The following is a 24,718-nucleotide window of genomic DNA, read 5'->3' as shown; positions in this document are numbered from 1 at the left end:
TTCGCGTCACCTTGTCTCAAATGCGGCCCGCTCGCTGTCGTTGCCAAAACATCGGCGTCGCCGTGGTTGTCACTTGGGGTAGTCATTGGGGACGTTCTTTAATGACTGGTCGTTTAAGAACGTCCCCAATGGCTACACTCAAAAACGGCGCCCGTCGGCGATGTTGCCGGCGGGCGCCGTTGTCGTGTGGGCGGTTATGTCGTGTGGACTGCCGTTGAGCGTCCGGGTCTGTGCTCTACAGTGAGTCGATAAAGCGCTGCTGGGCGGCGCGGCCGGCTTCGTCCCACTTAAAGACGCCGGCGTTGTCGAGCACGTGGCCAAACACCACGCCGACCTCCTCGTGCAGGATGTCGATGGCGTTGTCCGCCGTAAGCTCGTTCGCGCGGCGAGCAAAGACATCCTCGGCCCATGCGGCGTGGCTACGGCAAAGGTCATCGCTCTCGAGCGCTGCGGCAAGGTCGTAGCTGGCATCGACCTTGGCTGCCAGCAGGTGCTCGCGGACAGCGCCGAGCTCGGGAACCAGGCGCGGCGGAAGAATCGCCAGGCCCATAACCTCGATCAGGCCGATGTTCTCCTTCTTAATGTGGTGATACTCGGCATGCGGGTGGAACACGCCCAGCGGATGCTCGTCGGTCGTGATGTTGCAGCGAAGCGCCAGGTAGGCCTCGTAGATCTCGCCGCCGGCATTGCCGCGGGAGTCGACGCGGCGGATGACGGGCGTCACGGTGTTGTGCGGCATGCCATCGGCCGTGTGCGCGATGACGCCCACAGACTCATCGGTCCACTCGCGCCATGCCAGGATGATCTTCTCGGCGGCATCGAGCAGCGCGCCGCGGTCATGCGAGCGCAGGCGCAGCACCGAGAGCGGCCACTGCAGCACGGTACCGCTGACCTGGTCAAAACCGGGCACGCTAAACTGCGAGACCTCGGCGGCATGCATCATGGGGAACTCGTGCGCGCCGCCCTGGAAGTGGTCGTGCGACAGAATCGAGCCGCCCACGATGGGCAGGTCGGCGTTGGAGCCGATGAAGTAATGCGGGAATAGGTCCACAAAGTCGAGCAGGCAGGTCAGGCCCTTGCGGTCGACGTGCATCGGACGATGCTCGGAGCTCATCGTGATGCAGTGCTCGTCAAAATACGCATACGGGCTGTACTGGAAGCCCCAGCGCTCGCCGTCGAGCTGGATGGGGATAACGCGCAGATTCTGGCGTGCGGGGTGAGCGCCGCCGTCGGCTGCGGCGGAGCGACCGGGATAGCCTTCGTTTTCGATGCAGAGCTGGCAGGCGGGATACTTCTCGCCCGTGTTCTTGGCTGCACCTGCCGCGGCGATATCACGCGGGTCCTTTTCGGGCTTGGACAGGTTGATGGTGATCTCCAGGTCACCCCAGTTGGTGGAAGTGCTCCATTTGATGTTGCGCGCGATGGCGGCGCGGCGCACGTAACCGGCGTCACAGCACAGGCCGTAGAACCAGTCGGTCGCGGCGCGAGGCTCATTGACACCCATGCGGCCGTTGAATTCCTCGTTTACAACCGAAGGCCTCGGCATGAGCACGCCCATGATACGCATGGCGATGCGGTCGCGGCCCGACGCCGTATCCTCGACAGCACCATTGGCAACGGCGGCCTCGGAAAGCGCGGCAAGCGTGCCCTCCAGGTCAAAGTCGGGGAGTGTATCGGGGTGCAAGAGTGAAATCTTCTCGGTCTTGAGCGCCCAGGCCATATCGAGCGCGGGACCCGTAGCGCCGATGCACTCCAAAATGGTGTTGTATGCCCAGATGCGATCGTCCTGGCCGATCATCGATCGATGAATGGCGTACTCGATCAGGTTCTGCGCGGCTTCGCGCACGTCAGTCATTACAGCCATGCCGCGTAAGCCCCCTTGTCAGAAATCGCGTAGTGGCGGGCAGAGCCCTCGCCCAGCCAGCCGTTCATCTTGGCAATGAAGGTGTCGACCAGATCGAGCGGCACGAAGGCCTGGATGGTACCGCCAAAGCCGCCGCCGTGAATACGAACGGCGCCACGGCCGTCGAGCACATGCTCGGCAAGAGCAAGCGCGTACATGGAAGGCTGCTCGGCACCCAGTTTGGCAACAACATTCTGCAGGTACATGGCAGAGCTGGCGCCGGACTCGCGCGTCAGGACCAGGAACTGGTCAATGTCGCCGGCGTTCAGGGCTGCCCAGCGTTTGTCGACCAGGCCGTTCTCGTACCAGTAGTGAACGGCGCGCAGGCAAGCGCGGTCGCCCAGCTTGGCGCGCAGCTCGGGGAGCTTGGCGTCAAAGTCGGCAACGTTGACCTCGCACAGGCGTGCCTTGCCAAACTCGGCGGCGACGTCCTGCATCTCGCGCGGAACGGCGGCGTAGTCGTCGGTAGCCGCCACATGGTCGGCGCCAACCTTAACGAGCACGAGCGCATAGCCGTGATCCTCAAAGTTGAGCTCGAGCTTCTGGGTCTTAGGCTGAGCCTGATCCTCAAAGTCCATGTAGGCGAGGCCGCCCAGGCACACAGCCGCCTGATCCATAAGACCGCAGGGCTTGCCGTAATAGTTGTTCTCGGTGCGCTGGCTCATCTGGGCGAGGGCGACGGGCTCAATGGCGGGCGCGCCCCAGAGCGTCTCCATGGCGCGGCCGTAAGCCGCCTCGACAGCGGCGGAGCTAGAAAGGCCGCCACCCGAGGGGACGGAGCAGGTAAAGGCAAAGTCGAAGCCCTGGGGCTCAACGCCCAGAGCAGCGATTTCGTGGGCCATACCGCGCACGAGGCTTGCGGACGTGCCCTTCTCGGACTCTTGAATATCCAGCGTGTCGAGCGTGATCTCAAACGTAGGATAGCCCTCGTCGGCGACGCGAACCTTGTTGGAATCGGTCGCCACGGCAATGCCGTCGACGGCGACATCGAGCGAGCCGGCGATAACGTGGCCACCCTCGTGGTCGGTGTGGTTGCCGCTGATCTCGGAGCGCCCGGGCGCGTGCACGTAGAGCACCTGGCGGTTGCCGATGGGGCCAAACTCCTCCTCAAACAGCTTGGTGAGGGTGGCGAGTGTCTTTTCGTCGGGGGCGGTCATGGGAGTCCTTTCCTTGGTGCGCACGGGTGAATTTTGCGTCGATATGAGTACGTTAACAACTTGAAACGGCATGAACCAAGTGTTCACGATACCGCACGTTACGGGCTATGTTAACGTACTCATAACACATCGCTTGTCACTTTTTGAGAATCTGGTAATCGGTAGAAATACAGCCGTGAACGGTACTGCCGTATGGACTTATAAAGCAGAAAAGATGCAGATAGAAAAAGTAGAGTACGTTAACATGCGTCCGACGATAGCGGGCCTCGGCGCGGGATGTATTTCTGCCCGGGCCGGCATTCACGCTATTCAGATCTCGCAAGGGTGAAGGTGATCCTGTGGCAAGGCGCCCGTCCAACGATACAGGTACGCGTCCGGTCTCCATGGCCGACGTCGCCCGCGCTGCTGGCGTTTCGCAGCAGACGGTTTCGCGCGTCGCCAACGGCTTGCCCAACGTTAACGAGCAGACGCGCCAGCGCGTGCAGGCCGCTATGCAAGAGCTCGGCTTTCGTCCGAGTTATGCCGGTCGCTCGCTGCGCGACGGCCGTTACCATTCGGTCGGCCTATGCATCAACGATGTCACCAAGTTTGGCAACCTCTCAATGATCGACGGCATCGCCAGCGCTGCTCGCGAGCATAATTGCGCCATCACGCTGGTCGAGATGTCCAAGACCGAGGAGTTTTCGCTTGCCGAGGCCACGCGTCGTATGGCCGCATTGCCGGTGGACGGCATCATCATCGGCATGAGCCGCATGGCGCCCGATTTTGAGACGTTTGATCCACTGCCGGGCATTGGCACGGTCATCGTTACCATGTACGCGCACCCGCGGGTGACCACGGTCGATTCCGACCATTACGGCTGCTCGCTCTTGCTAATGGATCATCTGTTTGAGCTGGGGCACGAGCAGATTCGCTATATTGGTGGCCCGTCGTTCTCGGTCGACGAGCAATTTCGTCGCGCCGGTTGGCAGGATGCGCTCGAGCGTAAACACATTCAGCCGCATGCGCCGCTCGAGGGAGACTGGTCTGCCAACAGCGGTTACGAAGCCGGCAGATATCTGGCCGAGCACGACCGCACTATGACGGCGATCTATGCGGCAAACGACCAGATGGCAAATGGCGCGATTGCCGCGCTGCGCGATAGCGGTCTGCGCGTGCCCGAGGACGTAAGCGTGGTGGGCGTCGATGATTCGCTCGATGATTTTGTAGCACACAACGAGCTCACGACCGTGCGATTCGATCTACATCAGCGCGGACGCGAGGTGTTCGAGCATGCGGTTCCCGAGGCGGGTACGGCGGGCAAAACCGTTGCCATTCGTATTCCCGGCCAACTCATTATTCGACATAGCACGGCGATACCGCGCTCATAGTTTGCGCAGTTAAACGGCGGTATATTCCGCCTAAATTCCAATCGATAAGGATGCTGACAGATAGCCGTGGCTATGAAGGCGAGTGTTATGATAGACGGGTTCTTTTGTCTATCTAGGAGGCTTTGCCTGATGGAGATCACCAAGGATATCCGCTACATCGGTGTCGACGATCACGACATTGACCTGTTCGAGGGCCAGTACGACGTGTCCGAGAACGGCATGGCATACAACAGCTATGTTATCTTGGGCGATAAAATCGCTGTCGCCGATTCGGTTGACGCTGGCTTTGTCGACGAATGGCTCGGCAACCTCGAGGCCGCGCTCGACGGCCGTACGCCCGACTACCTGGTCGTCCATCACATGGAGCCCGATCACTCCGCCGGTATCGCCGCCTTTATGGAGCGCTACCCCCAGGCACAGATTGTGGCCAGCATGGGCGCCTTCCGCATGATGGTCAACTACTTTGGCACCGACTACCCCGAGCGTAAGATGGTCGTCAAAGAGGGCGACGTGCTCGACCTGGGTGGCCACAGCCTAACGTTTGTCGGCGCCCCCAACGTGCACTGGCCCGAGGTGATCTTCTCCTACGAGTCCACCGACAAGGTGCTCTTTAGTGCCGACGGCTTTGGCAAGTTCGGCGCCAACGACATCGAGGACCCGGAAGGCTGGGCTTGCGAAGCGCGCCGCTACTACTTTGGCATCGTCGGTAAGTTCGGCAAATTCGTGCAGACCGTGCTCAAGAAGGCCGCCAATCTGGATATCCAGATCATCTGTCCGCTCCATGGTCCTGTTCTTACCGAGAATCTGGGCTATTACCTCGACACCTACAACGCCTGGTCGAGCTATCAGCCCGAGGACGAGGGCATCACGATTGCCTATGCGAGCGTGTACGGCCATCTGAAGGCCGCCGTTGAGGAGCTTGCATCTGCGCTCGAGGCCCGCGGCCAGAAGGTTTCCGTCTTTGACTTGGCTCGCGACGACATGGCCGAGGCCGTTGAGGATGCGTTCCGCTATGACCGTCTGGTGCTCGCCTCCATCACCTATCAGGGCGAGATCTTCCCGTTCATGAGCACCTTTATCCACACGCTTGCCGAGCACGCCTATCAGAACCGTACGGTGGCGCTCGTTGAGGCCGGCTCCTGGGCGCCCACCGCTGCCAAGGTTATGACCAAGGAGCTCGAGGGCATGAAGGACATCACCCTGGCGCAGAACAAGGTGACCGTGCTGGGCTCGCTCAACGACGCCTCGCGCGCTCAGATCGAGGTTCTCGCCGACGAGCTGTCCAAGTAGCGACACATTCACTTCTGATGCTCAACCACCACAAAGGAGACCTTTGTGGTGGTTTTTGTTTAAGCGCCGGCGATGAGGAGATTTGGGCGGGCGTTGTCGACGATCTCGGCGATTGAGGTGGCGACGGCATTATCGGGGTCGCTGTCCATCACGATGGAGTCGACGTCGGCGAGTTCGGCAAAACGGTACATGCCGCGTCCGTTGACCTTGCTGGCGTCCATGAGGGCGACGCTTTGACGGGCGGCACCGACCATAGCCGCTTTGGTCTCGGCCATCTGCGGAAAGTCGGTCGTAAAACCGCAGCCGGGAACAAAAGCGCCAGGGCACATGACGGCAAGATCGACGTGGACCATTTGGAGCGCCTGCATGGTAAGTGGACCGTACAGATAGCGATGACCTTTGCGCAGTGCCCCGCCCAGCATGACAACATCGACCGAGGGCATGCTCTCGTCGATGTAATCGGCAATGGTAATGTCGGCTGTGATGACGGTGATGCCGTCGTGCTGGTCGAGGAGCCGGACAAACTCGAGTGCCGTGGTGCCTGAGTCGACGAGCAGCGTGTCACCATTGCCGACGAGTTCAATGGCGCTTTGTGCGATGGCCTGCTTGGCGGCGACATTGACGTTGATGCGGCGATCCTGCGTGGAGACAGTCAGGCGCTTGTGAAGCGACACGGCGCCGCCATGCGTACGGCGTAGCTTGCCTGCTTCGGCGAGCGCGTCCAGGTCGGCGCGGGCGGTGACGGAGGATACGCCAAAGGTCTGGGCGATTTCTGCCACCTGCACCGAGGCGTTATGTTCGAGCATCTCCATGATGGCGGCACGACGCTCATCGGCGAAGGCTCGGGTTGTCGCATGGGCCATAGCTGCTCCGTTCTCAACATAAATTTGCAGGAATTGTGTTGAATCCATTTTCGTTCATTTTCTTTTTTAGTAAGAAAACGCCTTTCGATTACTTATCTTTTCTATAAAAGAAAGATGATTCGCTTGAAAACTTCAATGTCGTATAGAGGAATCCGGTGCGAATCTCTTCCGTTTGCTTTTCAAAAACGAGCGTCTTGACCTGTGTGCCGGTGATATCTCATGCGTGCGACACCATCGATTTTCATACAATGAGCGCAGCAAAACGCAAGGTAAAACGCCTTGTGAACAACTACGCCCGATGTCCAGATGCGGGCGAGGGAGAGGAGCAAACGCTCATGGCACTTGTTACCACCGAAAAGATGCTCAAGGACGCTCAGGCCGGCCACTACGCCGTAGGCGCGTTCAACGTCGAGAACCTCGAGTTTGTTATGGCCGTTCTGGCTGCTGCCGAGGAGACCAAGTCCCCCGTCATCATGCAGACCACCCCGGGCACCATTAAGACCGCTGGCCTTGATTACTTCTATGGCATGGTCAAGGCCGCTGCCGAGCGCGCTTCCGTGCCCGTCGCTCTGCACCTCGATCACGGCGATGGCTATGACCGCTGCATGCAGGCTTTCCGCACTGGCTACACCTCTGTCATGATCGACGGTTCGCACGAGTCCTTCGAGGATAATATCGCCCTGACCAAGTCCGTCGCCGACGCTGGCCGCGCCATGGGCGTGCCCGTCGAGGCCGAGCTCGGTAAGGTTGGCGGCAAGGAGGACGACGGTCCTGCGGTTGAGGGCGAGAGCCCCTACACCGATCCTGCCGAGGCCAAGGAGTTTGTCGAGCGCACCGGCTGCACCTCGCTGGCCATTGGCGTTGGCACCAGCCACGGCGTGTACACGAGCGATCCTCACATCGAGCAGTCCGTGGTCAAGGCCATCCGCGACGCCGTCGACGTGCCGCTGGTTCTGCACGGTACCTCCGGTGTGCCCGATGAGCAGGTCGCCGAGGCCGTGAAGAACGGCATCTGCAAGGTTAACTACGCCACCGAGCTGCGTCAGGCCTACACCAAGGGCTTCATGGCCTACATGGCCGAGAACCCCGCCTGCTTCGATCCCAAGAAGCCGGCCAAGGAGGGCATGCGTGAGATCACCGAGCTGGTTAAGATCCGCATGACCAACCTCAACTCTGTGGGCAAGGCAGAGTAACAGCAAGGGTACTCCGACTCGCTACATATCCCGGGGAGGGACGAGGGCTTAGTTCCCCAATCGTCCTCGGGCATGCAAAAAGCCTCGCTGCGCACTTCGTGCGGCGAGGCTTTTTGCCCCCTGCGGAAAGATTGGGGAACTAAGCCCTCATCCCTCCCAAGTTGACCTACTCGAGGTCGTCGCCCTTGTGGCGTTGGGCGGAAAGAGGTGGGACGTCGGGGCTTCTTTGTTGATGAGGGGCTAGTATGCCCGGGCTTGGTTGGGGAAGGTTTTGTCTAGGGATGCTTGGAGCTTATCGAAGGATGCTCGCAAGTTGTGGCTCTGGTCGGTTGAGCGTTTGACTTTTGTGGTGGGGGAGTCGAGGAGACCGTTTCTCTGTGTCGGGGGGAAGGAGAAAAGGTCTGCATGTTTTAGGGATGGCTGCTGTGCTGCGTCATTGGAAGAATGCATGCTTATGCGGCCTCCTCGATGTCCACCAAAAGGTTGCGCACGGGGTGTGCTGCTAGGTCCCGTGCGTTGGCAGTATTATGCCGCGGCTGCCGCAAAGAAGCGCTAAAGAAAGGCTTAACCTGGTTTGGTGTTACGATGAAACTGCAGGTCAGAGGTATTGAGTAACACTCTTGAAAGGTTTTGGGCTTAAGGGCTTTCTAAGGTTTGTGACGTGGATGTGGCGCGGACGTACGGAGCGTGTGAATGCACGCTGTTAGCGCTGCGGCTCTGCGGCGCGCACCTGCTCGATGACCTTTTCCATCGTGGCGTCGATGCGGTCTTTTTTGAGCTCGCATTCCCAGATGGTTATGGGTGTCCAGCCCATTTGAGTGAGTGCTGCCACGGCAGCGCGGTCGCGCTCGACGTTGCGACGGAACTTTGCCTCCCAAAATTCAACATTGCGTTTTGGCTGGCTCGGGTTGCACTTGGGGCAGCGGTGCCAAAAGCAGCCGTTGACGAAGATGGCGATCTTGCGCCCGGGGAAGGCGATGTCGGGCTTGCCGGGAACCTTCCATTCCAAGCGATAACCCGTAAGGCCCGCTGCGCGCAGGCGCTGTCGTACGAGCAGCTCGGGCTTAGTATTGGCGCGCTTGTTGCCCTTCATGGACTTTTTGATGGCGGCGCGACGGCGGACGAGTTCGCGCTCGTCGGCGGAAAGGTCCGAGGTGTCGATGCCGTCGAGCAGACCGGGCTTGGGACGCTTTTTGCTGCGGCGCTTGGGTGCGCGCTTGGGTTTGGTGGCGGGTTTGTCGGCTGTGTTGGGCGCAGCGTCATCGGCGGAGCTTGCCTCAAGCCGGTCTTCCTTCAGCTCAATCAGGGCATCAATGAGCCCCTTGTCGGCGGGCATCCACTCAACGGTGGCAAGTGAGGTGCGCGGAATCCAGCGGATATCGAGTTGACGGTCATGCTTTTGCGGCTCGCCAGACTCTTTGGCGAGCGAGCAGTAGTAGCACTCCATGGAGAGATGGAAATCGGGGTAGTCGTACTCAACGGTGTAGAAATCGCGCAGGTTGGTGACTTTTACCTGCAGCTCTTCCATGAGCTCGCGGCGTACGGCGTCCTCGGGCGTCTCGCCGCGCATGAGCTTGCCACCGGGAAACTCCCAAAGTCCCTGCATGTCACCATAGCCGCGCTGCACGGCCAGTAGCTCGTCGGATCCTTCCTTGCGAATGATCCCAGCGGCAACATGAACAGTCTTCAACAGGAGTCCTCTCTCAATATCAACACGTGGCAGGCTAGCTACCCGTACCTTACACAACGGTAAGGCAAGCGTAAGCCATATCGATGGTAGCCGACTCGTCTTCTTGCGACTATGGATGCCGTAGACTAATCGCAAGAAAGGACTCGGTATGCAAACCACGCACATGGCGGCCCCGGTACTGGAGGTCGCGCATCTCGAAAAGGTATATGGAGCGCTGGGCAACGTGACCCGTGCGCTCAACGACGTCAGCTTTACCGTCAATCGCGGCGAATTCGTTGGCATCATGGGCGCTTCGGGCTCGGGCAAGTCGACGTTGCTCAACTGCGTGTCGACCATCGATAGCGCCACGAGCGGCACGATCCGCATCAACGGCCAGGACGTGACGCGCATGAAGCAGGCCAAGCTTTCGCAGTTCCGCCGCGAGGAGCTCGGCTTTATCTTCCAGGATTCCAACCTGCTCGATACGCTCACGGCACGCGAGAACATCGCCCTGCCGCTCACCATCGCCCGCACAAACTCGGCAGAGATCTCGACCCGCGTGCAGGATGTGGCCGCGCGTCTGTCTATTAGCCAGGTGCTCGACAAGTACCCCTACCAGATGTCCGGCGGCCAGCAGCAGCGCGTTGCCGCGGCTCGCGCGCTCGTCACCGACCCCACTATGATTATGGCCGACGAGCCCACCGGCGCCCTCGACTCCAAAAGCGCCCGCCTGCTGCTCGAGAGCCTAGAGGCCCTCAACCGCCGCCTGCGCGCCACCGTGCTCATGGTTACGCACGACAGTTTTGCCGCCAGCTACACGAGCCGTGTGCTGTTTATCCGCGACGGCAAGATCTTTACCGAGCTGCGCCGCGGCGACACCGACCGCCGAGAGTTCTTCGACCGCATTATGGAGGTCGTTGCCATGATGGGCGGTGAGGGCTCCGATGCTCTGTAAACTCGCTTGGGGCAACGTCCGCCGCGCCGGCCGCGACTACCTCGTCTACCTTTTGACGCTCACCCTGGGCGTCACGGTCTTCTATGCCTTTAACACCATCTCGATGCAGGTTGACATCGCCGGAATCGATGAAAAGGGCTTGGCGCAGGTTATGGGCAGCATGCTCGGCTACCTGACGTACTTTTTGGCCGGTGTCATGGCCTTTTTGATGGTGTATGCCAATAACTTCATCATGAAACGCCGCAAGAAGGAGTTTGGCCTGTACCAGGTGCTCGGCATGGGGCGCGGGCGCGTCGCCACGATCATGGCGCTCGAGACCGTGATAGTATCGGTCGTGGCCTTTGTTGCCGGCATTGTGCTGGGCGTGGGGCTCTCCCAGCTCATGACGTTCTTTACGGCCTCGCTCTTTAAGACGCAGATTGCCAATTTCCACTTTTTCTTCTCGGCGCATGCGTTCAACCTGACCCTTGCCTGCATGCTCGTGATGTTTGTGCTCACGCTACTGCTGAACCTTCGAGCCGTGCGTCGTACCAAACTCATCGAGCTTATGGGTGCCGAGCGTCGCAACGAGAGCATCAAGACACGCAACCCCTGGATCGCGATTGCCATCTTTGCCGTGGGCGTGGTGCTTGTGGGCGTGGCCTATTACCGTCTGCTACGTGATGGGTTCCCGCTAACCGCGACGGACAGCAAGCTGCAAGAGGCTATGAACCAGTTTGGCATTACGACCGCTATGGTTACAGTGGGCACCTTTGCCCTGTTCTGGGGACTCTCGGGCATGCTTATCAAGCTGTTGCAGAGCCTGCGCAGCGTGTATTGGCGCGGCCTCAATATGTTTACCGTGCGTCAGCTTTCGGCCAAGGTCAATACGGTGTGCTTTTCGATGGGCGTCATCGCGATGATTCTGTTTTTGGCCATTACCTCGGTGACCTGCGGTATGTCGATTGCCAATGTGATGAACGAGAATCTGGAGCGCTATAACCCTGTTGACGTGTCTCAGACGTATGTCTATTACACGCCCGAAACGCTCGACTACTACAAGGAGTATGTCAATCCGTCTGAGGCCGATCGCATGGTGCTGGCCGATGCAACGGTCGATTTGTACGCTGCATGGCATGGCGATCGTAAAGATCCCGATAACGTTGCAGACGGTATTAAGGGCAAGTCGGCGGACAACAACGACGAGACCGGCAAGAAGGTCAATATCGCCGATGTTGCCGGTGAGCATGTGCAGATCGATTCGTATCTGAGTTATCCGCTTGGCGGCTCGGGCCCCTCGGTGGTGGCGGGTGAGATGTGCAAGGCCATGGGCGAAAAGCTTCCCAAGGCGCTCGAGGGAAGCAACGCCGATGCGATGGGTCTGTATGTGACGCCGGCGAGCCAGTACAACAAACTGCGCCAGATGATGGGCGAGGAGCCGGTGAGCATTGGCCGCGACCAGTATCTGCTCACGTGTGATATGGGCGGTGAGCTGGGCGACCTGTACACCAAGTATATGGCTGGCGGCCATGCCCTAACCTTGGGCGGGCATACGCTCAAGCCCGCAACCGATAAGTCGGACGAGGACACGGCGGCCATCGCCAACTCGGCGATGGGCAGCAATCCCGGTACCGTGGTCGTAGCCGATGAGCTGCTGTCCCAGCTTAATCTGCAACCGTATTCCAGTAATCTGCTCGTTAATTACAAACAGGGTATGGATACGACCGAGGCAGACGAGAGCATTAAATACACCTTGCTCGACAATCTGCTCGTTGACGGCAAGGAGCCGGGGTCGTGGGGAGTCTTCATCACGCGTTCCGAGATGTACACGCAAGCAGCGCAGATGAACGGCATGATTAGCTATCTGGCCATCTACATTGGCTTTGTGCTGGTCGTTGCGTGCGCGGCAATCCTATCGATCCAGCAGCTCTCCAATGTGGCCGACGGCAGCCGCAGCTATCGTGTGCTGGCACAGATCGGCTGTGACGACCGCCAGATCCGGCATTCGGTGATGGCGCAGCAAGCGGTGTTCTTCCTGTTCCCGCTGGCAGTGGGCTTGGCGCACTCCTTTGTGGCGCTCAAGGTGATCATCGAGTTGGTGAGCGTATTCGGCGATATGAGCATCGCCGGCACCGTGGGCCTCACCTGCGCGATTTTCCTGGCGGCCTATGGTGGCTACTTCTTGGTAACGTACCTTATGAGCGCCGGCATGGTACAAGCTGCCATCGCCACCCGCTACAGCGAGTAACAAGCGGGCAAAACCGTCGCAAAATCAGAGCGAATAACCGCCGCGAAGGGAGTCCAGCTCCCTTCGCGGCGTTTTTTGTCTGACTGATGAGTCTCAAGGCCAAGTGAGTAGACTTTTTTGGATCTGTCGAGCACATTGCGGGTAGCGCCCAACAAAACCGCAGGTCAGAACTGTGGCGCATTTGGTCGTGCTTCGCCTCCTGCAAAAAGCCTACTCGCTCAGTTTTTTCTGTTAGAAGATCGCCGCGAGGGAAAGCAGCTCTCCTACGGCTGTTGACGTTTGCCCAGATAAAACCTGCCAAAATAAACCCGTCCCTTTTTGGTCGGTGTGGGTTTTTGGACGCTTGCCCGACGAGAGTGGATAATCTCCCACTTTGAGCGCGAACATGGGCCAAAAACGGGAGATTATCCACTCTCGTGGTGAGCGGGCTCTTGTGTCGATTCATTCCCTTTTTAGTAGGCTGTGCTTGCACTTTAGCGTGCGACAGCGGATAATGCCGAGCACTCGACAATACGCTTATTGCTCTTTCTATAGATTGAGGAGGCCCCTATGGCCATGGAATTCAAACGCAAGTTGCCGATCCCCATGGAGATCCGCGAGGAAATGCCACTTTCTGCCGAGCTTACCGCCAAAAAGCAGGCATTTGACGCCGAGGTCGCCAAAGTCTTTACCGGCGAGGACGCACGCAAGGTGCTTATCATCGGTCCGTGCTCTGCCGACCGCGAGGACTCGGTGCTTGAGTACATGAACCGACTGGCCAAGACCGCCGAGGAGGTCAAGGACAAGCTCATCATCATTCCGCGCGTCTATACCAACAAGCCGCGCACCAAGGGCACCGGCTACAAGGGTCTGCTGCACAACCCCAACCCCGAGGCTCCCGACGACCTGCTCGAGGGCGTCAAGGCCATCCGCCACATGCACCTGCGCGTCATCGAGGAGACGGGCTTCTTCACCGCTGACGAGATGCTCTACCCGTCCAACTACCAGTACCTCGTCGACTTGCTGAGCTACGTTGCCGTGGGCGCGCGCTCGGTCGAGAACCAGGAGCATCGCCTGGTGTCGAGCGGCATTTCGGTACCCGTGGGCATGAAGAACCCCACTGCCGGCTCCACCACCGTCATGCTCAACTCCATCTACGCCGCCCAGGCGCACCAGAGTTTTATCTTCCGCAACTGGGAGGTCGAGTGCGACGGCAATCCGCTCGCGCACGCCGTCATGCGCGGCTACATTGGCCTCGACGGCCGCACCTACCCTAACTACCACTACGAGCATCTGGAGCGTCTTGCCGAGCGCTACACCGAGCACGCCGGTTATGCCAACCCAGCGGCGGTCATCGACTGCAACCATGACAACTCGGGCAAGCGTCCGCTGGAGCAGTATCGCATTTGCAAGGAGGTGCTCGACAGCTGCCGCCGCAACGAAGCCATCTCCAGGCTGGTCAAGGGCTTTATGATCGAGTCCTACCTTGAGGACGGCAACCAGCCGGTCGACGGCGGCGTCTTTGGCAAGTCGATCACCGATCCGTGCCTGGGCTGGGAAAAGACCGACTACCTCATTCACGAGATCGCGGAACGTATTTAGTTACGCGGGTTTACCAACCCGCGTAACGGCGCTCGCTGTCCGCCCTCTACCTGCGGCGTTGTCTTGCTCCAGGGGCACTCATTGGGGACGTACTTAAATGAGTAGTCGTTGGGGACGTTCTTGTTTGACTAGTCGTTTAAGAACGTCCCCAATGACTACCTTTCAAACCTGGCAGTTAGGGACGTTCCTTATCTGCCGGCACTTGGGGACACTCCTTGCATCGGCTGACGCGGTTTGCTCGCTGGCATTGCTAGATTTTTTGGCGTTCTCTAAGTCCTGTGGGCAAAAAATGGCAAATATGAGTACTGTTGCTAGCGTAGTATCATATCGATCTTACAAGATAATAGACACAACAGTAAATATGTTCATTAACGTTGGCACACAGAAGCATGCTACCGGACATTTTGATCAATTTGAAGGCATATCTAGGCCGCAAAGAGGTCGTTTGGGGCAGTTTTGGCTGTTACTAAAAAGGTGACAGTACTCATATTTGTCATTTTTTGTCCACGGGGCCTTGAGGGAGGGCGTCAATCAGGTTCCAGGGGAGGCGTTTCGAGGCCCAAAGGACACAGAACGGGGGCGCAGTTCATTCTGCGCCCCCGTTCTCGGGCGTTATTCGTTCCCTGCGGCAGATTTTACGCCGCCTCGTCGAATTGCGAGTTGTACAGGTCGGCGTAGAAGCCGCCTTGGGCAAGCAGCTCGTCGTGTGTGCCCTTCTCGACGATGTCGCCGTCGCGAATCACCAAGATCACGTCGGCATTGCGGATCGTGGACAGGCGATGCGCGATGACAAAGCTCGTGCGGCCCTGCATCAGCGCATCCATGGCGCGCTGGATGAGCTCCTCGGTGCGGGTATCGACGTTGGAAGTCGCCTCGTCCAAAATCAGCGCCGGGCGGTCGGCCAAAATGGCGCGGGCGATGGTCACGAGCTGGCGCTGGCCCTGCGACAGGTTAGTGCCCTCCTCGTTGATCATAAAGTCGTAGCCGCCGGCGAGCGTATGGATAAAGTGGTCGCAGCGTGCGGCGCGCGCGGCGGCCTCGACCTCGGCGTCAGTCGCATCGGGGCGTCCGTAGCGGATGTTCTCGCGGATGGTGCCGTTAAACAGCCAGGTATCCTGCAGCACCATGGCAAACTCGCCGCGCAGTGCCGCGCGGTCCCAGTCGCGCACGTCGACGCCCTCGACGCGCAGCGAACCGCCGTCCACGTCGTAGAAGCGCTGCAGCAACTTAATGAGCGTGGTCTTGCCGGCGCCGGTGGGGCCGACGATGGCGATGGTCTGGCCGGGCTGCGCCTCGCAGCTAAAGTCGTGGATGATGGTCTTGTCGGGCGTGTAGCCAAACTTGACGTGGTCAAACTCCACGTGGCCGGGACGCTTTTCGGGAATCTGCGCGTCGGCCTTCTGCTCCTCCTCGGGCGCGGCCAGGAACTCAAAGACGCGCTCGGTGGCAGCGGCCATCGACTGCATCGTGTTGCTCACGTTGCCCAGCTGCTGCACGGGTTGCGTAAAGTTGCGAACGTACTGGATAAAGCTCTGAATGTCGCCGGGCGTGGCATTGCCGGTCAGCGCGAGCTGCGCGCCCACCACGACGACGCCCACGTAGCCCATGTTACCCACCAAGCTCATAAGCGGCATCATCAGGCCCGATAGGAACTGCGAGCGCCAGCCACTAATAAAGAGACGGTCGTTTTGACGGTCGAACTCCTCGATCGAGGCCTCGGCGCGGTCGAACACCTGAATGACGTTCTGGCCGGCAAAGTCCTCCTCGATAATGCCGTTGACGGTGCCCAAAACCTGCTGCTGCTCGCGGAAGTACGGCTGCGAGAAGTGAATCATCACGGTCAGGATAATCGCGGCGGCCGGCAGTGTGAGCACGGTGACGCCGGTAAGCGGCAGACTGATCGAAAGCATCATGACGAGCACGCCGATAATCTGCGTCACCGACGTGATGAGCTGCGTCACGCTCTGGTTGAGTGACTGACCCAGCGTGTCGACGTCGTTGGTGATGCGGCTGAGCACGTCGCCCTTGCTGTGGCCGTTGAAGTAGCTCATCGGCACGACGGCGATCTTGGCAGCGATCTCCTTGCGCATGCGGTAGCAGATCTTTTGCGTGACGCCGGTCATGAGCCAGCCCTGGATCAGGCTACAGGCAGAGCTTGCCAGGTACAGGCAGAGCAAAAAGCCGAGCGTCTTGGCGATCCAGTCAAAGTCAACATCGCCGGTGCCGTTGACCTTGGCAACCAGGCCCTCGAACAGTTTGGTCGTAACCTGGCCGAGCACCTTGGGTCCCACAATGTTAAAGATGACCGAGCACACGGCAAAGGCGACGGCGGCAAACACGGCAATCTTGTGCTGACCGATATAGCCGAGTAGCTGCCTCATGGTGCCCTTAAAGTCCTTGGCCTTTTCGCCGCGGCCCATGCCACCCATACGGCCCATAGGACCACGCTGGCGGGTGGGCTTGGGAATCTGAGTCTTGGTCTCGTCTGCCATTAGTGCTCGCCTCCTTCCATGGCGGCTGCGATTTCTTCTTGGGTGAGCCCCAACTCCTCGGCGGAAAGCTGCGACTGTGCGATCTCCAGGTACGCCGGGCAGCTGTGCAGCAGCTCCTCGTGCGTACCGGTGCCCACCACGTGGCCGTCGTCGAGCACGATAATCTGGTCGGCGTGCATGATGGTTGCGATGCGCTGGGCCACGACCACGAGCGCGGCGTCGGTGACGTTTTTGGCCAGCTCTTCGCGCAGGCGCGCGTCGGTCTTGTAGTCGAGGGCGCTAAACGAGTCATCGAACACCACGACCTCGGGCTTTTTGGCCAACGCGCGGGCGATGGCCAGACGCTGGCGCTGGCCGCCCGAGACATTGGAGCCGCCCTGGCTGATGGGGGAGTCGTAGCCGCCCTCGCGCTCGGCGATAAAGTCCTCGGCCTGGGCGATGCGCGCTGCCTGGTGCATATCCTCGTCGCTCACCATGTCGCCGGCAAACTTGAGGTTGCTCTCGACAGTGCCCGAGAACAGGCGACCCTGCTGCGGGATGTAACCAATGCGGCGGCGAAGCTCGGAAAGGGTCATGTCGCGCACGTCGATGCCGTCGAGCGAAATGCTGCCGCCCGTGACGTCGTACAGGCGCGGGATTAGCTGCACAAGCGTGGACTTGCCCGAGCCCGTGGAGCCAATGATGCCGAGCATCTGACCGGCATGCGTGGTGAAGTTCACGCCGCTGATGACATCGGCGCGGGCATCGGGATACTGGAAGCTCACGTCGCGGAAGGTGAGCTCACCGCGCGGAGCGCTGGCCGCAGGCACCTTGGGCGAGGCGGGGTCGTTGATGCTCGTGGGGCAAGTGATGACTTCTTCCACGCGCTCGGCTGCGACCTCGGCGCGGGGCAGGATGACCGAAACCATGGTGAGGATCATAAACGCCATGACGATCTGCATGGTGTAGGAGATAAACGCCATCATGTTGCCGACCTGCATCACACCGTCGGACACGCCCTGCGCGCCAAACCAGACGATAAGCACGGTGATGCAGTTCATGACGAGCATCATGAGCGGCATCATAAAGCTCATGGCGCGGTTGGTGTAGAGCTGCGTGGTCATCAGGTCGAGTGATGCCTTGTCAAAACGCTCGAGCTCATGCTCCTCGCGGTTGAACGAGCGGATGGGCATAAGGCCGTCGAGCAGCTCGCGGGCGGCAAGGTTCACGCGGTCCACAAAGCTCTGCATCTTTTTGAACTTGGGCATGGTGAGGCCCATAAGCACGCCGACGACGGCCGAGACCGCGATGATGGCCACGGCGATGGTCCACTCCAAGCCGGTGTGGTTGGCCAGGACGCGCATGACGGCGACGATGCCCATGACGGGGGCCATCAGGCACATGCGGATAAACAGGGTTGCGGCCATCTGAATCTGCTGAATGTCGTTGGTGCAGCGGGTGATGAGCGAGGCCTGGCTAAACTTGCCCACTTCGGCCGGCGAGAAGTGCATAACCTTGTCGAAGGTTTCGCGGCGCAGGTCGCGGGCGATGGAGCAGGCGGTGCGCGAAGCCACGGCACCGGTCAGGATGGTGGCGACCAGCGACACCAGGCACAGACCAAACATCGTGGTCGCCATGCGGCCCAGGTAGGCGTTCTGCACGTCGGCGGGGTCGATGCCCTGCGCCTTGTACTCGTCCTGCACGAAGGTCACGGCGCGCTGCGTGACAATGGAGCCCGACATGGAACCCATCTTGTCCGCCATACCGTTGGCGCCCTCGACGAGCTTGCCCTGATCGATGAGGCCGCCTTCAACGCCCAGACGCAGGCTCTTCATGGTGATCTTGCCGCCGTCGGCATCAATCTGCTTTTGCATGTTTTGCGCCGCTGCGGCCTTTTGCTGCATCTCGGCGAGCTGCTCGGGCGTCATTGCCGCCATCTGCTCGGGAGTGGGCATGGCCTGGGCGCCGCCGCCATTGCTTGCCTCGGTGGATGCGCCGGTCATGTCGCCCATGGAGTCGGCGTCGATGCCCTGGTTGAGCGAAAGGACGACGGTCTCGGGCAGGCTCATAATGTCGGCAATCTTGCCGCCATCGGCACGCTCTTCCTCGGTGCCCTTGTACGTTCGAATGCCGTTTTTGTCAGCCTTGCTAAACACGGCCTCCACAGCTTTGGCGTCCTTGGTGCTCATAAAGAGCTCAAGGTCATCGAGCGATTCGGCACGAATGGTGTCGGGCACGGGCGAGGCGATGCCGCCTTGCTGTACGCCCACGTCGACGATGTCGCTCATGTAGGTAGGCAGTGCCAGATCGGCGTTGCAGCTGATTACGATAAGTACGATAGCTGTGAACAGTGCCAGGACATGCTTTTTAAAGAGTTTGAGAATCCTCACTCGGCATCTCTCCTTTCTTGATTGCGGTCGATAATTTCGTTGGCACGTCTTAGAAGGCGCACCATCTCTTGGGTATCTGTTTCGCCGAGCTGCTCGAGGAAGGCCGCGGTGCGGTCCTCGAATTCCCGACGTTTGATTTCGAGGACCTGGAATCCCTTGTCGGTCACCGTGACGTGTACGCGACGGCGGTCGGTCTTTGAGTGCTTGCGCTCGACCCAGCCCTTGGCTTCGAGGGCGCGCAGAATATTGGCGATGCGAGCGCTCGAGACCCAGGCGCGATCAGCGAGTTCGCTCGGCGTGAGCGAGCCGCCAGCGAGCATGAGGGCGCGCATGACAGCCATCTCGCCGCCGAGAGCTTTGTCCGCAAAGCGCGAAATGCGCTGATGCATGCTGCCAAACTCAGTTAAAAGCTGACGCCCAAGCTCATGGAAATCGGTATCTTCCACCGAAAACCCCTAACACTAGAAACTATTTTCAGTGAAAGATGATACCCCTGTACGCGCACCCTAACCGGCAGATTTTGAGGCATGTCCCAAAAATCTACGTGGCTGCCAGTCAATATAAAGAGCGTATAAAGACTTAAAATCATTCAATAATTGTAGCGTTTCAAAGAATTATCATGCACGCGGTTAGGCGAGGGGTTGTCACCACCATGACGACTGGGACTCATATAACGCCACGTGCGATGCTCCAACTTCCCGCAAGGAGACACCTTATATAAAGGGGGTTGGAGTCATGGCATTTGACTTCACGGGCAAAACCGCGATCGTTACCGGTGGCACTCAGGGCATTGGCCTCGAGATTGCCAAGGGCATCGTTGCGGGCGGCGGACACGTCGCGCTCATCGCAAGGAACGCTGCTAAGGGCGAGGCCGCGGTGGCCGAGCTTGGCGAGGGCAACAAGTTCTACCAGCTCGATGTCGCCGATGCACCCAAGGCGCGCGAGACCGTCGAGCAGATTTTCACCGATCTGCCCCAGACCAACATTCTGATCAACTGTGCCGGCGTTATCAGCACCAAGAAGTTCGACGAGATCGACGACACCGAGTGGCGTCGCACCATTGACATCAACCTCAACGGTACCTTTACCATGATGAATGCCGTGTACCCGCACTTTAAGGCGGCACATGCCGGCGCCATCGTCAACGTGAGCTCTGTGGCTGGCAAGATCGGCGGCGGCCTGCTCGGCACTGCTGCCTATGCGAGCTCCAAGGCCGGCGTCAACGGCCTGACCAAGGCGGTCGCTAAGGAGGGCGGTAAGTTTGGCATTCGCTGCAACGCCGTGTGCCCGTCGCTCACCCTTACCGATATGACCTCGATTCTCTCTGATGAGAACTCCCAGCGCATCATCAACGGTATCCCCCTGGGCCGCGCCGCACAGGCCAGCGAGCCCGCGCAGATGGTGCTGTTCTTCGCTTCCGACCTTGCCAGCTTCGTGAACGGCGAGATCGGTGACTGCGACGGTGGCATCGTCCTGGACGGGTAATATCCCGCGACGATTATTCGGCGACGGCTCCTGCGACTCGGGACCGTCGCCTTCTTTCTGGCACAGGAGCGTGTGACCGCGTGTCACACGCATCAAAAGGAGATATAAATGAGTGAATCGACTGCGGTGGAGGCGCCGGCAACAAAGGAGCCGTTCTTTAAGATGTCCTCCATCCCGGGTGCCAATATTTTGGTGCCGCTTTTGCTGGGCTGCCTGCTCAACACGCTGTTCCCCGACCTGTTTAAAACGCTCGGCAGCTTTACGCTCGGCATGACCCAGCAGGGCGCAGGCCCGCTTGTTGGCGCCTTTTTGCTCATCGTCGGTACGACGATTTCGTTTAAGAGTGCTCCTGCCGCCGCTGCCCGCGGTGCCATCATCATCGCCGTCAAGCAGATCGTGGTCGTTGCCGTGTCGCTACTCATCCTTTATGTGTTCAACGACAACCTGTTTGGCATCTCGGCCATGGTAATGCTGGCCGCATGCACGGGTGCCAACAATGCTATGTACGCTGGACTCATGGGCACCATGGGCAACGAGGCCGAGCGTGGCGCCGTCGCCATCACCACGCTCGTTGTCGGCCCTCCGGTCACGATGATCGTGCTCGGTGCTGCCGGTCAGGCTCCGATCGGCTGGTCGCTCGTGGGCGCCATCCTGCCGATCGTCGTCGGCATTATCCTGGGTAACCTCTTCCCCAGCTTTAAGAAGATGATGGCACCGGCACTTTCCGCCATCATCGTGCTCGTCTTCTTTGCCATGGGCTCGACCATGACCTTTGGCCAGCTTATCAACGGTGGTCTTCCCGGCATCCTGCTCGGCGTGATCTGCTCGGTGGTCTTTGCAATTCCCGTCATCGCGGTCGATAAGCTCACGGGCGGTACGGGTGTCGCAGGTGCGGCCATTTCGAGCTGCGCCGGAGCCAATGTGGCCACGCCTGCCGCCATGGCAAGCGTCAACGAGGCCATGTACGGCGGCGCGGTGCTCGCGACGGCTACGGCGCAGGTCGCAGCATGTGCTATCGTGACGGCCATTTTGACCCCGCTGGTCACCAGCTGGTGCTACAAGCATTTTGAGGGTCAGGGCCACAGCAAGGCAACGACCGACAAAGCCGCCGCAGCCGCCTAATGCCAATCAAAGCTAAATAACTAGCCATGCCACAGGGCGGCCCCGGGGGAAATCCCGAGGCCGCCCTGCAGTTTCTGTGGGGTCCCTGGGGCACTTTACCCTGCTAAAACTGGCATAACAGCTAGAGTGAACGTCGTACAAAGGCAAGGAAAAATACCAAACAAATCGGTGAACGGTAGTTGTTCGCGCTCGCATTTCCTGCGGATTTGTTAAAAACGCACTAATGGTATAAAAAAAGAAACATATAACAGCCCTGATGAAGGGAGTGGCTATGTTATCCTTCTCAAACGGGTGAAATCTTGGGTTTTGGGTTGCAGTTCCAAGGTGGACAAACGTTTTTCCCTGTACCAACGTGTGGTGAAGAACGGAAGAAGCCGGTAGTGCAAGCCGATAATTCAAGAATTCAATAAGCAGCGGTGTGAGAGAGCGCCGCATTACACGTAACTAGGAGCGTGGTTACACAATGCAGGAGGCATGGGAAGGCTTCAAGGAAGGCATCTGGACGGGAGAGGTTGACGTCCGAGACTTCATCCAGAAGAACTACACCCCCTACGAGGGCGACGAGTCGTTCCTCGCCGGCCCGACCGAGCGTACCAAGGAGCTGTGGGGCGAGGTTCTCGACCTGCTGCTCAAGGAGCGCAAGCAGGGCGGCGTCCTCGATATGGACACCAAGACCGTCACGGGTATCGTGAGCCACCCCGCTGGCTACATCGATAACGCCCATCGCGACAAGGAGACCATCGTCGGTCTTCAGACTGACAAGCCGCTCAAGCGCGCGCTGCACGTCAACGGTGGTATCCGCATCGCTTGCCAGGCAGCCAGCCAGCACGGCTATAAGGTCGACGAGAACGTTGTCGAGCGCTACACCTTCGAGCGCAAGACCCACAACGCTGGCGTCTTCGATGTCTACACCCCCGAGATGCGTGCTTGCCGCTCGGCTCACATCATCACCGGTCTGCCCGATGGCTATGGCCGCGGCCGCATCATCGGCGACTACCGTCGTGTTGCCCTGTACGGCGTCGACTACCTGATCAAGGACAAGGAGGCCCAGAAGGCTTCCACCCCGACGGTCATGACCGCCGACAACATCCGCGATCGTGAGGAGCTGCAGGAGCAGATCCGCGCCCTCGGCGAGCTCAAGATGATGGCCGAGACCTATGGTTTCGATATTTCCAACCCTGCTACCAACACGCAGGAGGCCATCCAGTGGATGTACTTCGCCTACCTCGCTTCCGTCAAGGAGCAGAACGGCGCCGCTATGTCCATCGGCCGTACCTCCACGTTCATCGACATCTACGCTGAGCGCGACCTTGCCAACGGCACCTTCACCGAGGAGCAGATCCAGGAGTTCGTGGATCACTTCATCATGAAGCTCCGCATGGTCAAGTTTGCCCGTACCCCCGAGTACCAGGCCCTGTTTACCGGCGATCCGCAGTGGGTCACCGAGTCCATCGGCGGCATGGGTGTCGACGGCCGTACGCTCGTTACCAAGATGAGCTACCGCTACCTGCACACGCTCGAGAACATGGGCACCAGCCCCGAGCCCAACATGACCGTTCTGTGGTCGACCCGTCTGCCCGAGAACTTCAAGAAGTTCTGCGCCAAGACCTCTGTCGCCAGCTCCTCGATCCAGTACGAGAACGACGACCTCATGCGCGTTTACCACGGCGACGACTACGGCATTGCCTGCTGCGTGTCCTCCATGCGCATCGGCAAGGAGATGCAGTTCTTCGGCGCCCGTGCCAACCTGGCCAAGTGCCTGCTGTACGCACTCAACGGCGGTGTTGACGAGGTCTCCAAGAAGCAGGTCGGCCCCAAGTATCGCGCCGTCGAGGGCGATACGCTCGATTACGACGACGTTGTGGCCAAGTACAACGACATGATGAAGTGGCTCGCTGGCGTGTACGTCAACTCGCTGAACATCATTCACTACATGCACGACAAGTATTGCTACGAGCGCATCCAGATGGCTCTGCACGACAAGCACGTGCATCGTTGGTTCGCTACGGGCATCGCTGGCCTTTCCGTTGTGGCTGACTCCCTGTCCGCCATCAAGTACGCCAAGGTCCACCCCGTCCGTGACGAGAACGGCATCATTGTCGACTTCGAGACCGAGGGCGAGTTCCCCAAGTACGGTAACGACGACGACCGCGTCGACCAGATCGCTCACGACGTTGTGCACCAGTTCATGGAGTACATCCGCATGAACGACACCTACCGCAACTCCGTGCCCACGACCTCGGTTCTGACCATCACCTCCAACGTCGTGTACGGCAAGAAGACCGGCTCCACCCCCGACGGCCGCAAGGCTGGCCAGCCGTTCGCCCCGGGTGCTAACCCCATGCACAAGCGCGATAGCCACGGCGCCATCGCTTCGCTGTCTTCGGTTTCCAAGCTCCCGTTCCGCGATGCTCAGGACGGCATCTCCAACACCTTCTCCATCATCCCGGGTGCGCTCGGCAAGGAGGACCAGGTGTTCTTTGGCGATATCGACCTTGATCAGCTGGGCGAGTAACTATTGTTAGTGCTATACTAACAATAACGATTACTGATTAGCGCGCCGGTTTCGGCCGGCGCCTATCGATCGAAGGAGACACATTATGAAGGTTTCTGAAGTTTCCGAGACTCAGGCCGATAACCTGGTCCACATGCTCGACGCTTACGCCGAGAAGGGTGGCCACCACCTGAACATCAACGTCTTCAACCGTGAGACGTTGCTTGACGCTCAGGCTCACCCCGAGAAGTACCCGCAGCTGACCATCCGCGTTTCCGGCTACGCCGTGAACTTCCACACGCTCACCAAGGAGCAGCAGGACGAGGTCATTTCGCGTACCTTCCACAACAAGTTCTAAAGGGATTTAACTCCCGTAGGATCGCCGGGGCTGTTTGGGTTACCTCCCAAAACGTCCTCGGACATGCAAAGAGGCTCCGCTGCGCGCTTCGCGCTGCGGAGCCTCTTTGCGTCCTGACGCTCCTATTTGGCAAGGTGTTTTTTAGAATCCATTTTGCGCTCGGCCTCGAAGGCCCGCCTGTCCCAATCGA

Annotated in this window: 17 protein-coding genes; 10 read left to right on the top strand and 7 right to left on the bottom strand. The window is 59.5% G+C overall.

The window, feature by feature from the left end; genetic code table 11:
• Positions 1–235: 235 nt before the first annotated feature.
• Entirely contained in the window at positions 236–1,864 is a 1,629-nt protein-coding gene (locus ACESSC_RS03875; protein ID WP_373161296.1) for a UDP-glucose--hexose-1-phosphate uridylyltransferase, read from the bottom strand.
• Positions 1,855–3,060, bottom strand: a complete 1,206-nt coding sequence (locus ACESSC_RS03870) for a galactokinase (protein WP_373161295.1) — start codon at positions 3,058–3,060, stop codon at positions 1,855–1,857. Before ACESSC_RS03870 ends, ACESSC_RS03875 begins: the two co-directional genes overlap by 10 nt.
• 383 nt (positions 3,061–3,443) lie before the next feature.
• Between ACESSC_RS03870 and ACESSC_RS03865 the strand changes: the two genes are divergently transcribed.
• Both ACESSC_RS03865 and ACESSC_RS03860 read left to right on the top strand, forming a co-directional pair.
• Positions 3,444–4,430, top strand: coding sequence for a LacI family DNA-binding transcriptional regulator (locus ACESSC_RS03865; protein ID WP_373161496.1), 987 nt, complete (start codon positions 3,444–3,446; stop codon positions 4,428–4,430).
• A gap of 129 nt (positions 4,431–4,559) precedes the next feature.
• Positions 4,560–5,720: an FprA family A-type flavoprotein gene (locus ACESSC_RS03860; RefSeq protein WP_373161294.1), complete on the top strand. Its 1,161-nt coding sequence runs from the start codon at positions 4,560–4,562 to the stop codon at positions 5,718–5,720.
• A 59-nt stretch (positions 5,721–5,779) separates the two neighbouring features.
• On the opposite strand, the gene ACESSC_RS03855 is transcribed toward ACESSC_RS03860, so the two are convergent.
• A complete protein-coding gene (locus ACESSC_RS03855; protein ID WP_373161293.1) occupies positions 5,780–6,583 on the bottom strand; it encodes a DeoR/GlpR family DNA-binding transcription regulator in 804 nt (267 codons plus the stop codon).
• A gap of 335 nt (positions 6,584–6,918) precedes the next feature.
• Between ACESSC_RS03855 and ACESSC_RS03850 the strand changes: the two genes are divergently transcribed.
• A complete protein-coding gene (locus ACESSC_RS03850; RefSeq protein ID WP_022095149.1) occupies positions 6,919–7,776 on the top strand; it encodes a class II fructose-bisphosphate aldolase in 858 nt (285 codons plus the stop codon).
• Between the two features lie 703 nt (positions 7,777–8,479).
• Here ACESSC_RS03850 and vsr read toward each other — a convergent pair.
• Positions 8,480–9,466 carry a DNA mismatch endonuclease Vsr gene (gene vsr / locus ACESSC_RS03845; protein ID WP_373161292.1) on the bottom strand — a complete coding sequence of 329 codons (987 nt, stop codon included), beginning with the start codon at positions 9,464–9,466 and terminating at the stop codon, positions 8,480–8,482.
• Positions 9,467–9,614: 148 nt separating this feature from the next.
• Here vsr and ACESSC_RS03840 point away from each other — a divergent pair, with 148 nt between their 5' ends.
• The 3 genes from ACESSC_RS03840 to ACESSC_RS03830 all read left to right on the top strand — a co-directional run bounded on the left by ACESSC_RS03840 (position 9,615) and on the right by ACESSC_RS03830 (position 14,208).
• Entirely contained in the window at positions 9,615–10,400 is a 786-nt protein-coding gene (locus tag ACESSC_RS03840; protein ID WP_316369955.1) for an ABC transporter ATP-binding protein, read from the top strand.
• Positions 10,390–12,627, top strand: coding sequence for an FtsX-like permease family protein (locus ACESSC_RS03835; RefSeq protein WP_373161291.1), 2,238 nt, complete (start codon positions 10,390–10,392; stop codon positions 12,625–12,627). The genes ACESSC_RS03840 and ACESSC_RS03835 overlap by 11 nt, the downstream gene beginning before the upstream one ends.
• 549 nt (positions 12,628–13,176) lie before the next feature.
• Positions 13,177–14,208, top strand: coding sequence for a 3-deoxy-7-phosphoheptulonate synthase (locus ACESSC_RS03830; protein ID WP_373161290.1), 1,032 nt, complete (start codon positions 13,177–13,179; stop codon positions 14,206–14,208).
• Between the two features lie 635 nt (positions 14,209–14,843).
• Here ACESSC_RS03830 and ACESSC_RS03825 read toward each other — a convergent pair.
• The 3 genes from ACESSC_RS03825 to ACESSC_RS03815 are packed head-to-tail and all read right to left on the bottom strand — an operon-like array spanning position 14,844 to position 19,515.
• Positions 14,844–16,700, bottom strand: coding sequence for an ABC transporter ATP-binding protein (locus tag ACESSC_RS03825; protein ID WP_373161289.1), 1,857 nt, complete (start codon positions 16,698–16,700; stop codon positions 14,844–14,846).
• Complete coding sequence (locus ACESSC_RS03820; RefSeq protein WP_373161287.1) at positions 16,700–19,069, bottom strand: ABC transporter ATP-binding protein; 2,370 nt, start codon at positions 19,067–19,069, stop codon at positions 16,700–16,702. Before ACESSC_RS03820 ends, ACESSC_RS03825 begins: the two co-directional genes overlap by 1 nt.
• Positions 19,066–19,515 (bottom strand): MarR family winged helix-turn-helix transcriptional regulator, encoded by a 450-nt coding sequence (locus ACESSC_RS03815; protein ID WP_373161286.1) that lies wholly within the window; start codon positions 19,513–19,515, stop codon positions 19,066–19,068. The genes ACESSC_RS03820 and ACESSC_RS03815 overlap by 4 nt, the downstream gene beginning before the upstream one ends.
• Before the next feature lie 289 nt (positions 19,516–19,804).
• On the opposite strand from ACESSC_RS03815, the gene ACESSC_RS03810 reads away from it, so the two are divergent.
• From ACESSC_RS03810 to grcA3, 4 genes are all read left to right on the top strand, one after another.
• Entirely contained in the window at positions 19,805–20,554 is a 750-nt protein-coding gene (locus ACESSC_RS03810; protein WP_373161284.1) for an SDR family NAD(P)-dependent oxidoreductase, read from the top strand.
• A 108-nt stretch (positions 20,555–20,662) separates the two neighbouring features.
• Positions 20,663–21,676, top strand: a complete 1,014-nt coding sequence (locus ACESSC_RS03805) for a 2-keto-3-deoxygluconate permease (RefSeq protein WP_373161283.1) — start codon at positions 20,663–20,665, stop codon at positions 21,674–21,676.
• A gap of 463 nt (positions 21,677–22,139) precedes the next feature.
• Positions 22,140–24,191, top strand: a complete 2,052-nt coding sequence (gene pflB, locus ACESSC_RS03800; protein WP_373161282.1) for a formate C-acetyltransferase — start codon at positions 22,140–22,142, stop codon at positions 24,189–24,191.
• A gap of 85 nt (positions 24,192–24,276) precedes the next feature.
• The gene (gene grcA3 / locus ACESSC_RS03795; protein ID WP_055252439.1) at positions 24,277–24,528 is read left to right on the top strand and encodes an autonomous glycyl radical cofactor GrcA3; all 252 of its coding nucleotides are present in this window, start codon (positions 24,277–24,279) and stop codon (positions 24,526–24,528) included.
• Positions 24,529–24,718: the final 190 nt, after the last annotated feature.

This window comes from Collinsella aerofaciens, assembly GCF_964243765.1.
Classification (GTDB): domain Bacteria; phylum Actinomycetota; class Coriobacteriia; order Coriobacteriales; family Coriobacteriaceae; genus Collinsella; species Collinsella aerofaciens_BU.
Note: the sequence above shows the minus strand (reverse complement) of the source record. Positions and strands in the feature narration are given on the sequence as shown.

Bases quoted from the DNA above. Each gene is read 5' to 3' on its own strand.
- ACESSC_RS03805 (WP_373161283.1), top strand. From the start codon at position 20,663: ATGAGTGAATCGACTGCGGTGGAGGCGCCGGCAACAAAGGAGCCGTTC.
- ACESSC_RS03835 (WP_373161291.1), top strand. From the start codon at position 10,390: ATGCTCTGTAAACTCGCTTGGGGCAACGTCCGCCGCGCCGGCCGCGAC.
- ACESSC_RS03825 (WP_373161289.1), bottom strand. From the start codon at position 16,700: ATGGCAGACGAGACCAAGACTCAGATTCCCAAGCCCACCCGCCAGCGT.
- grcA3 (WP_055252439.1), top strand. From the start codon at position 24,277: ATGAAGGTTTCTGAAGTTTCCGAGACTCAGGCCGATAACCTGGTCCAC.
- ACESSC_RS03840 (WP_316369955.1), top strand. From the start codon at position 9,615: ATGCAAACCACGCACATGGCGGCCCCGGTACTGGAGGTCGCGCATCTC.
- ACESSC_RS03810 (WP_373161284.1), top strand. From the start codon at position 19,805: ATGGCATTTGACTTCACGGGCAAAACCGCGATCGTTACCGGTGGCACT.
- pflB (WP_373161282.1), top strand. From the start codon at position 22,140: ATGCAGGAGGCATGGGAAGGCTTCAAGGAAGGCATCTGGACGGGAGAG.
- ACESSC_RS03850 (WP_022095149.1), top strand. From the start codon at position 6,919: ATGGCACTTGTTACCACCGAAAAGATGCTCAAGGACGCTCAGGCCGGC.
- ACESSC_RS03860 (WP_373161294.1), top strand. From the start codon at position 4,560: ATGGAGATCACCAAGGATATCCGCTACATCGGTGTCGACGATCACGAC.
- ACESSC_RS03870 (WP_373161295.1), bottom strand. From the start codon at position 3,060: ATGACCGCCCCCGACGAAAAGACACTCGCCACCCTCACCAAGCTGTTT.
- ACESSC_RS03830 (WP_373161290.1), top strand. From the start codon at position 13,177: ATGGCCATGGAATTCAAACGCAAGTTGCCGATCCCCATGGAGATCCGC.
- ACESSC_RS03855 (WP_373161293.1), bottom strand. From the start codon at position 6,583: ATGGCCCATGCGACAACCCGAGCCTTCGCCGATGAGCGTCGTGCCGCC.
- ACESSC_RS03875 (WP_373161296.1), bottom strand. From the start codon at position 1,864: ATGGCTGTAATGACTGACGTGCGCGAAGCCGCGCAGAACCTGATCGAG.
- ACESSC_RS03865 (WP_373161496.1), top strand. From the start codon at position 3,444: ATGGCCGACGTCGCCCGCGCTGCTGGCGTTTCGCAGCAGACGGTTTCG.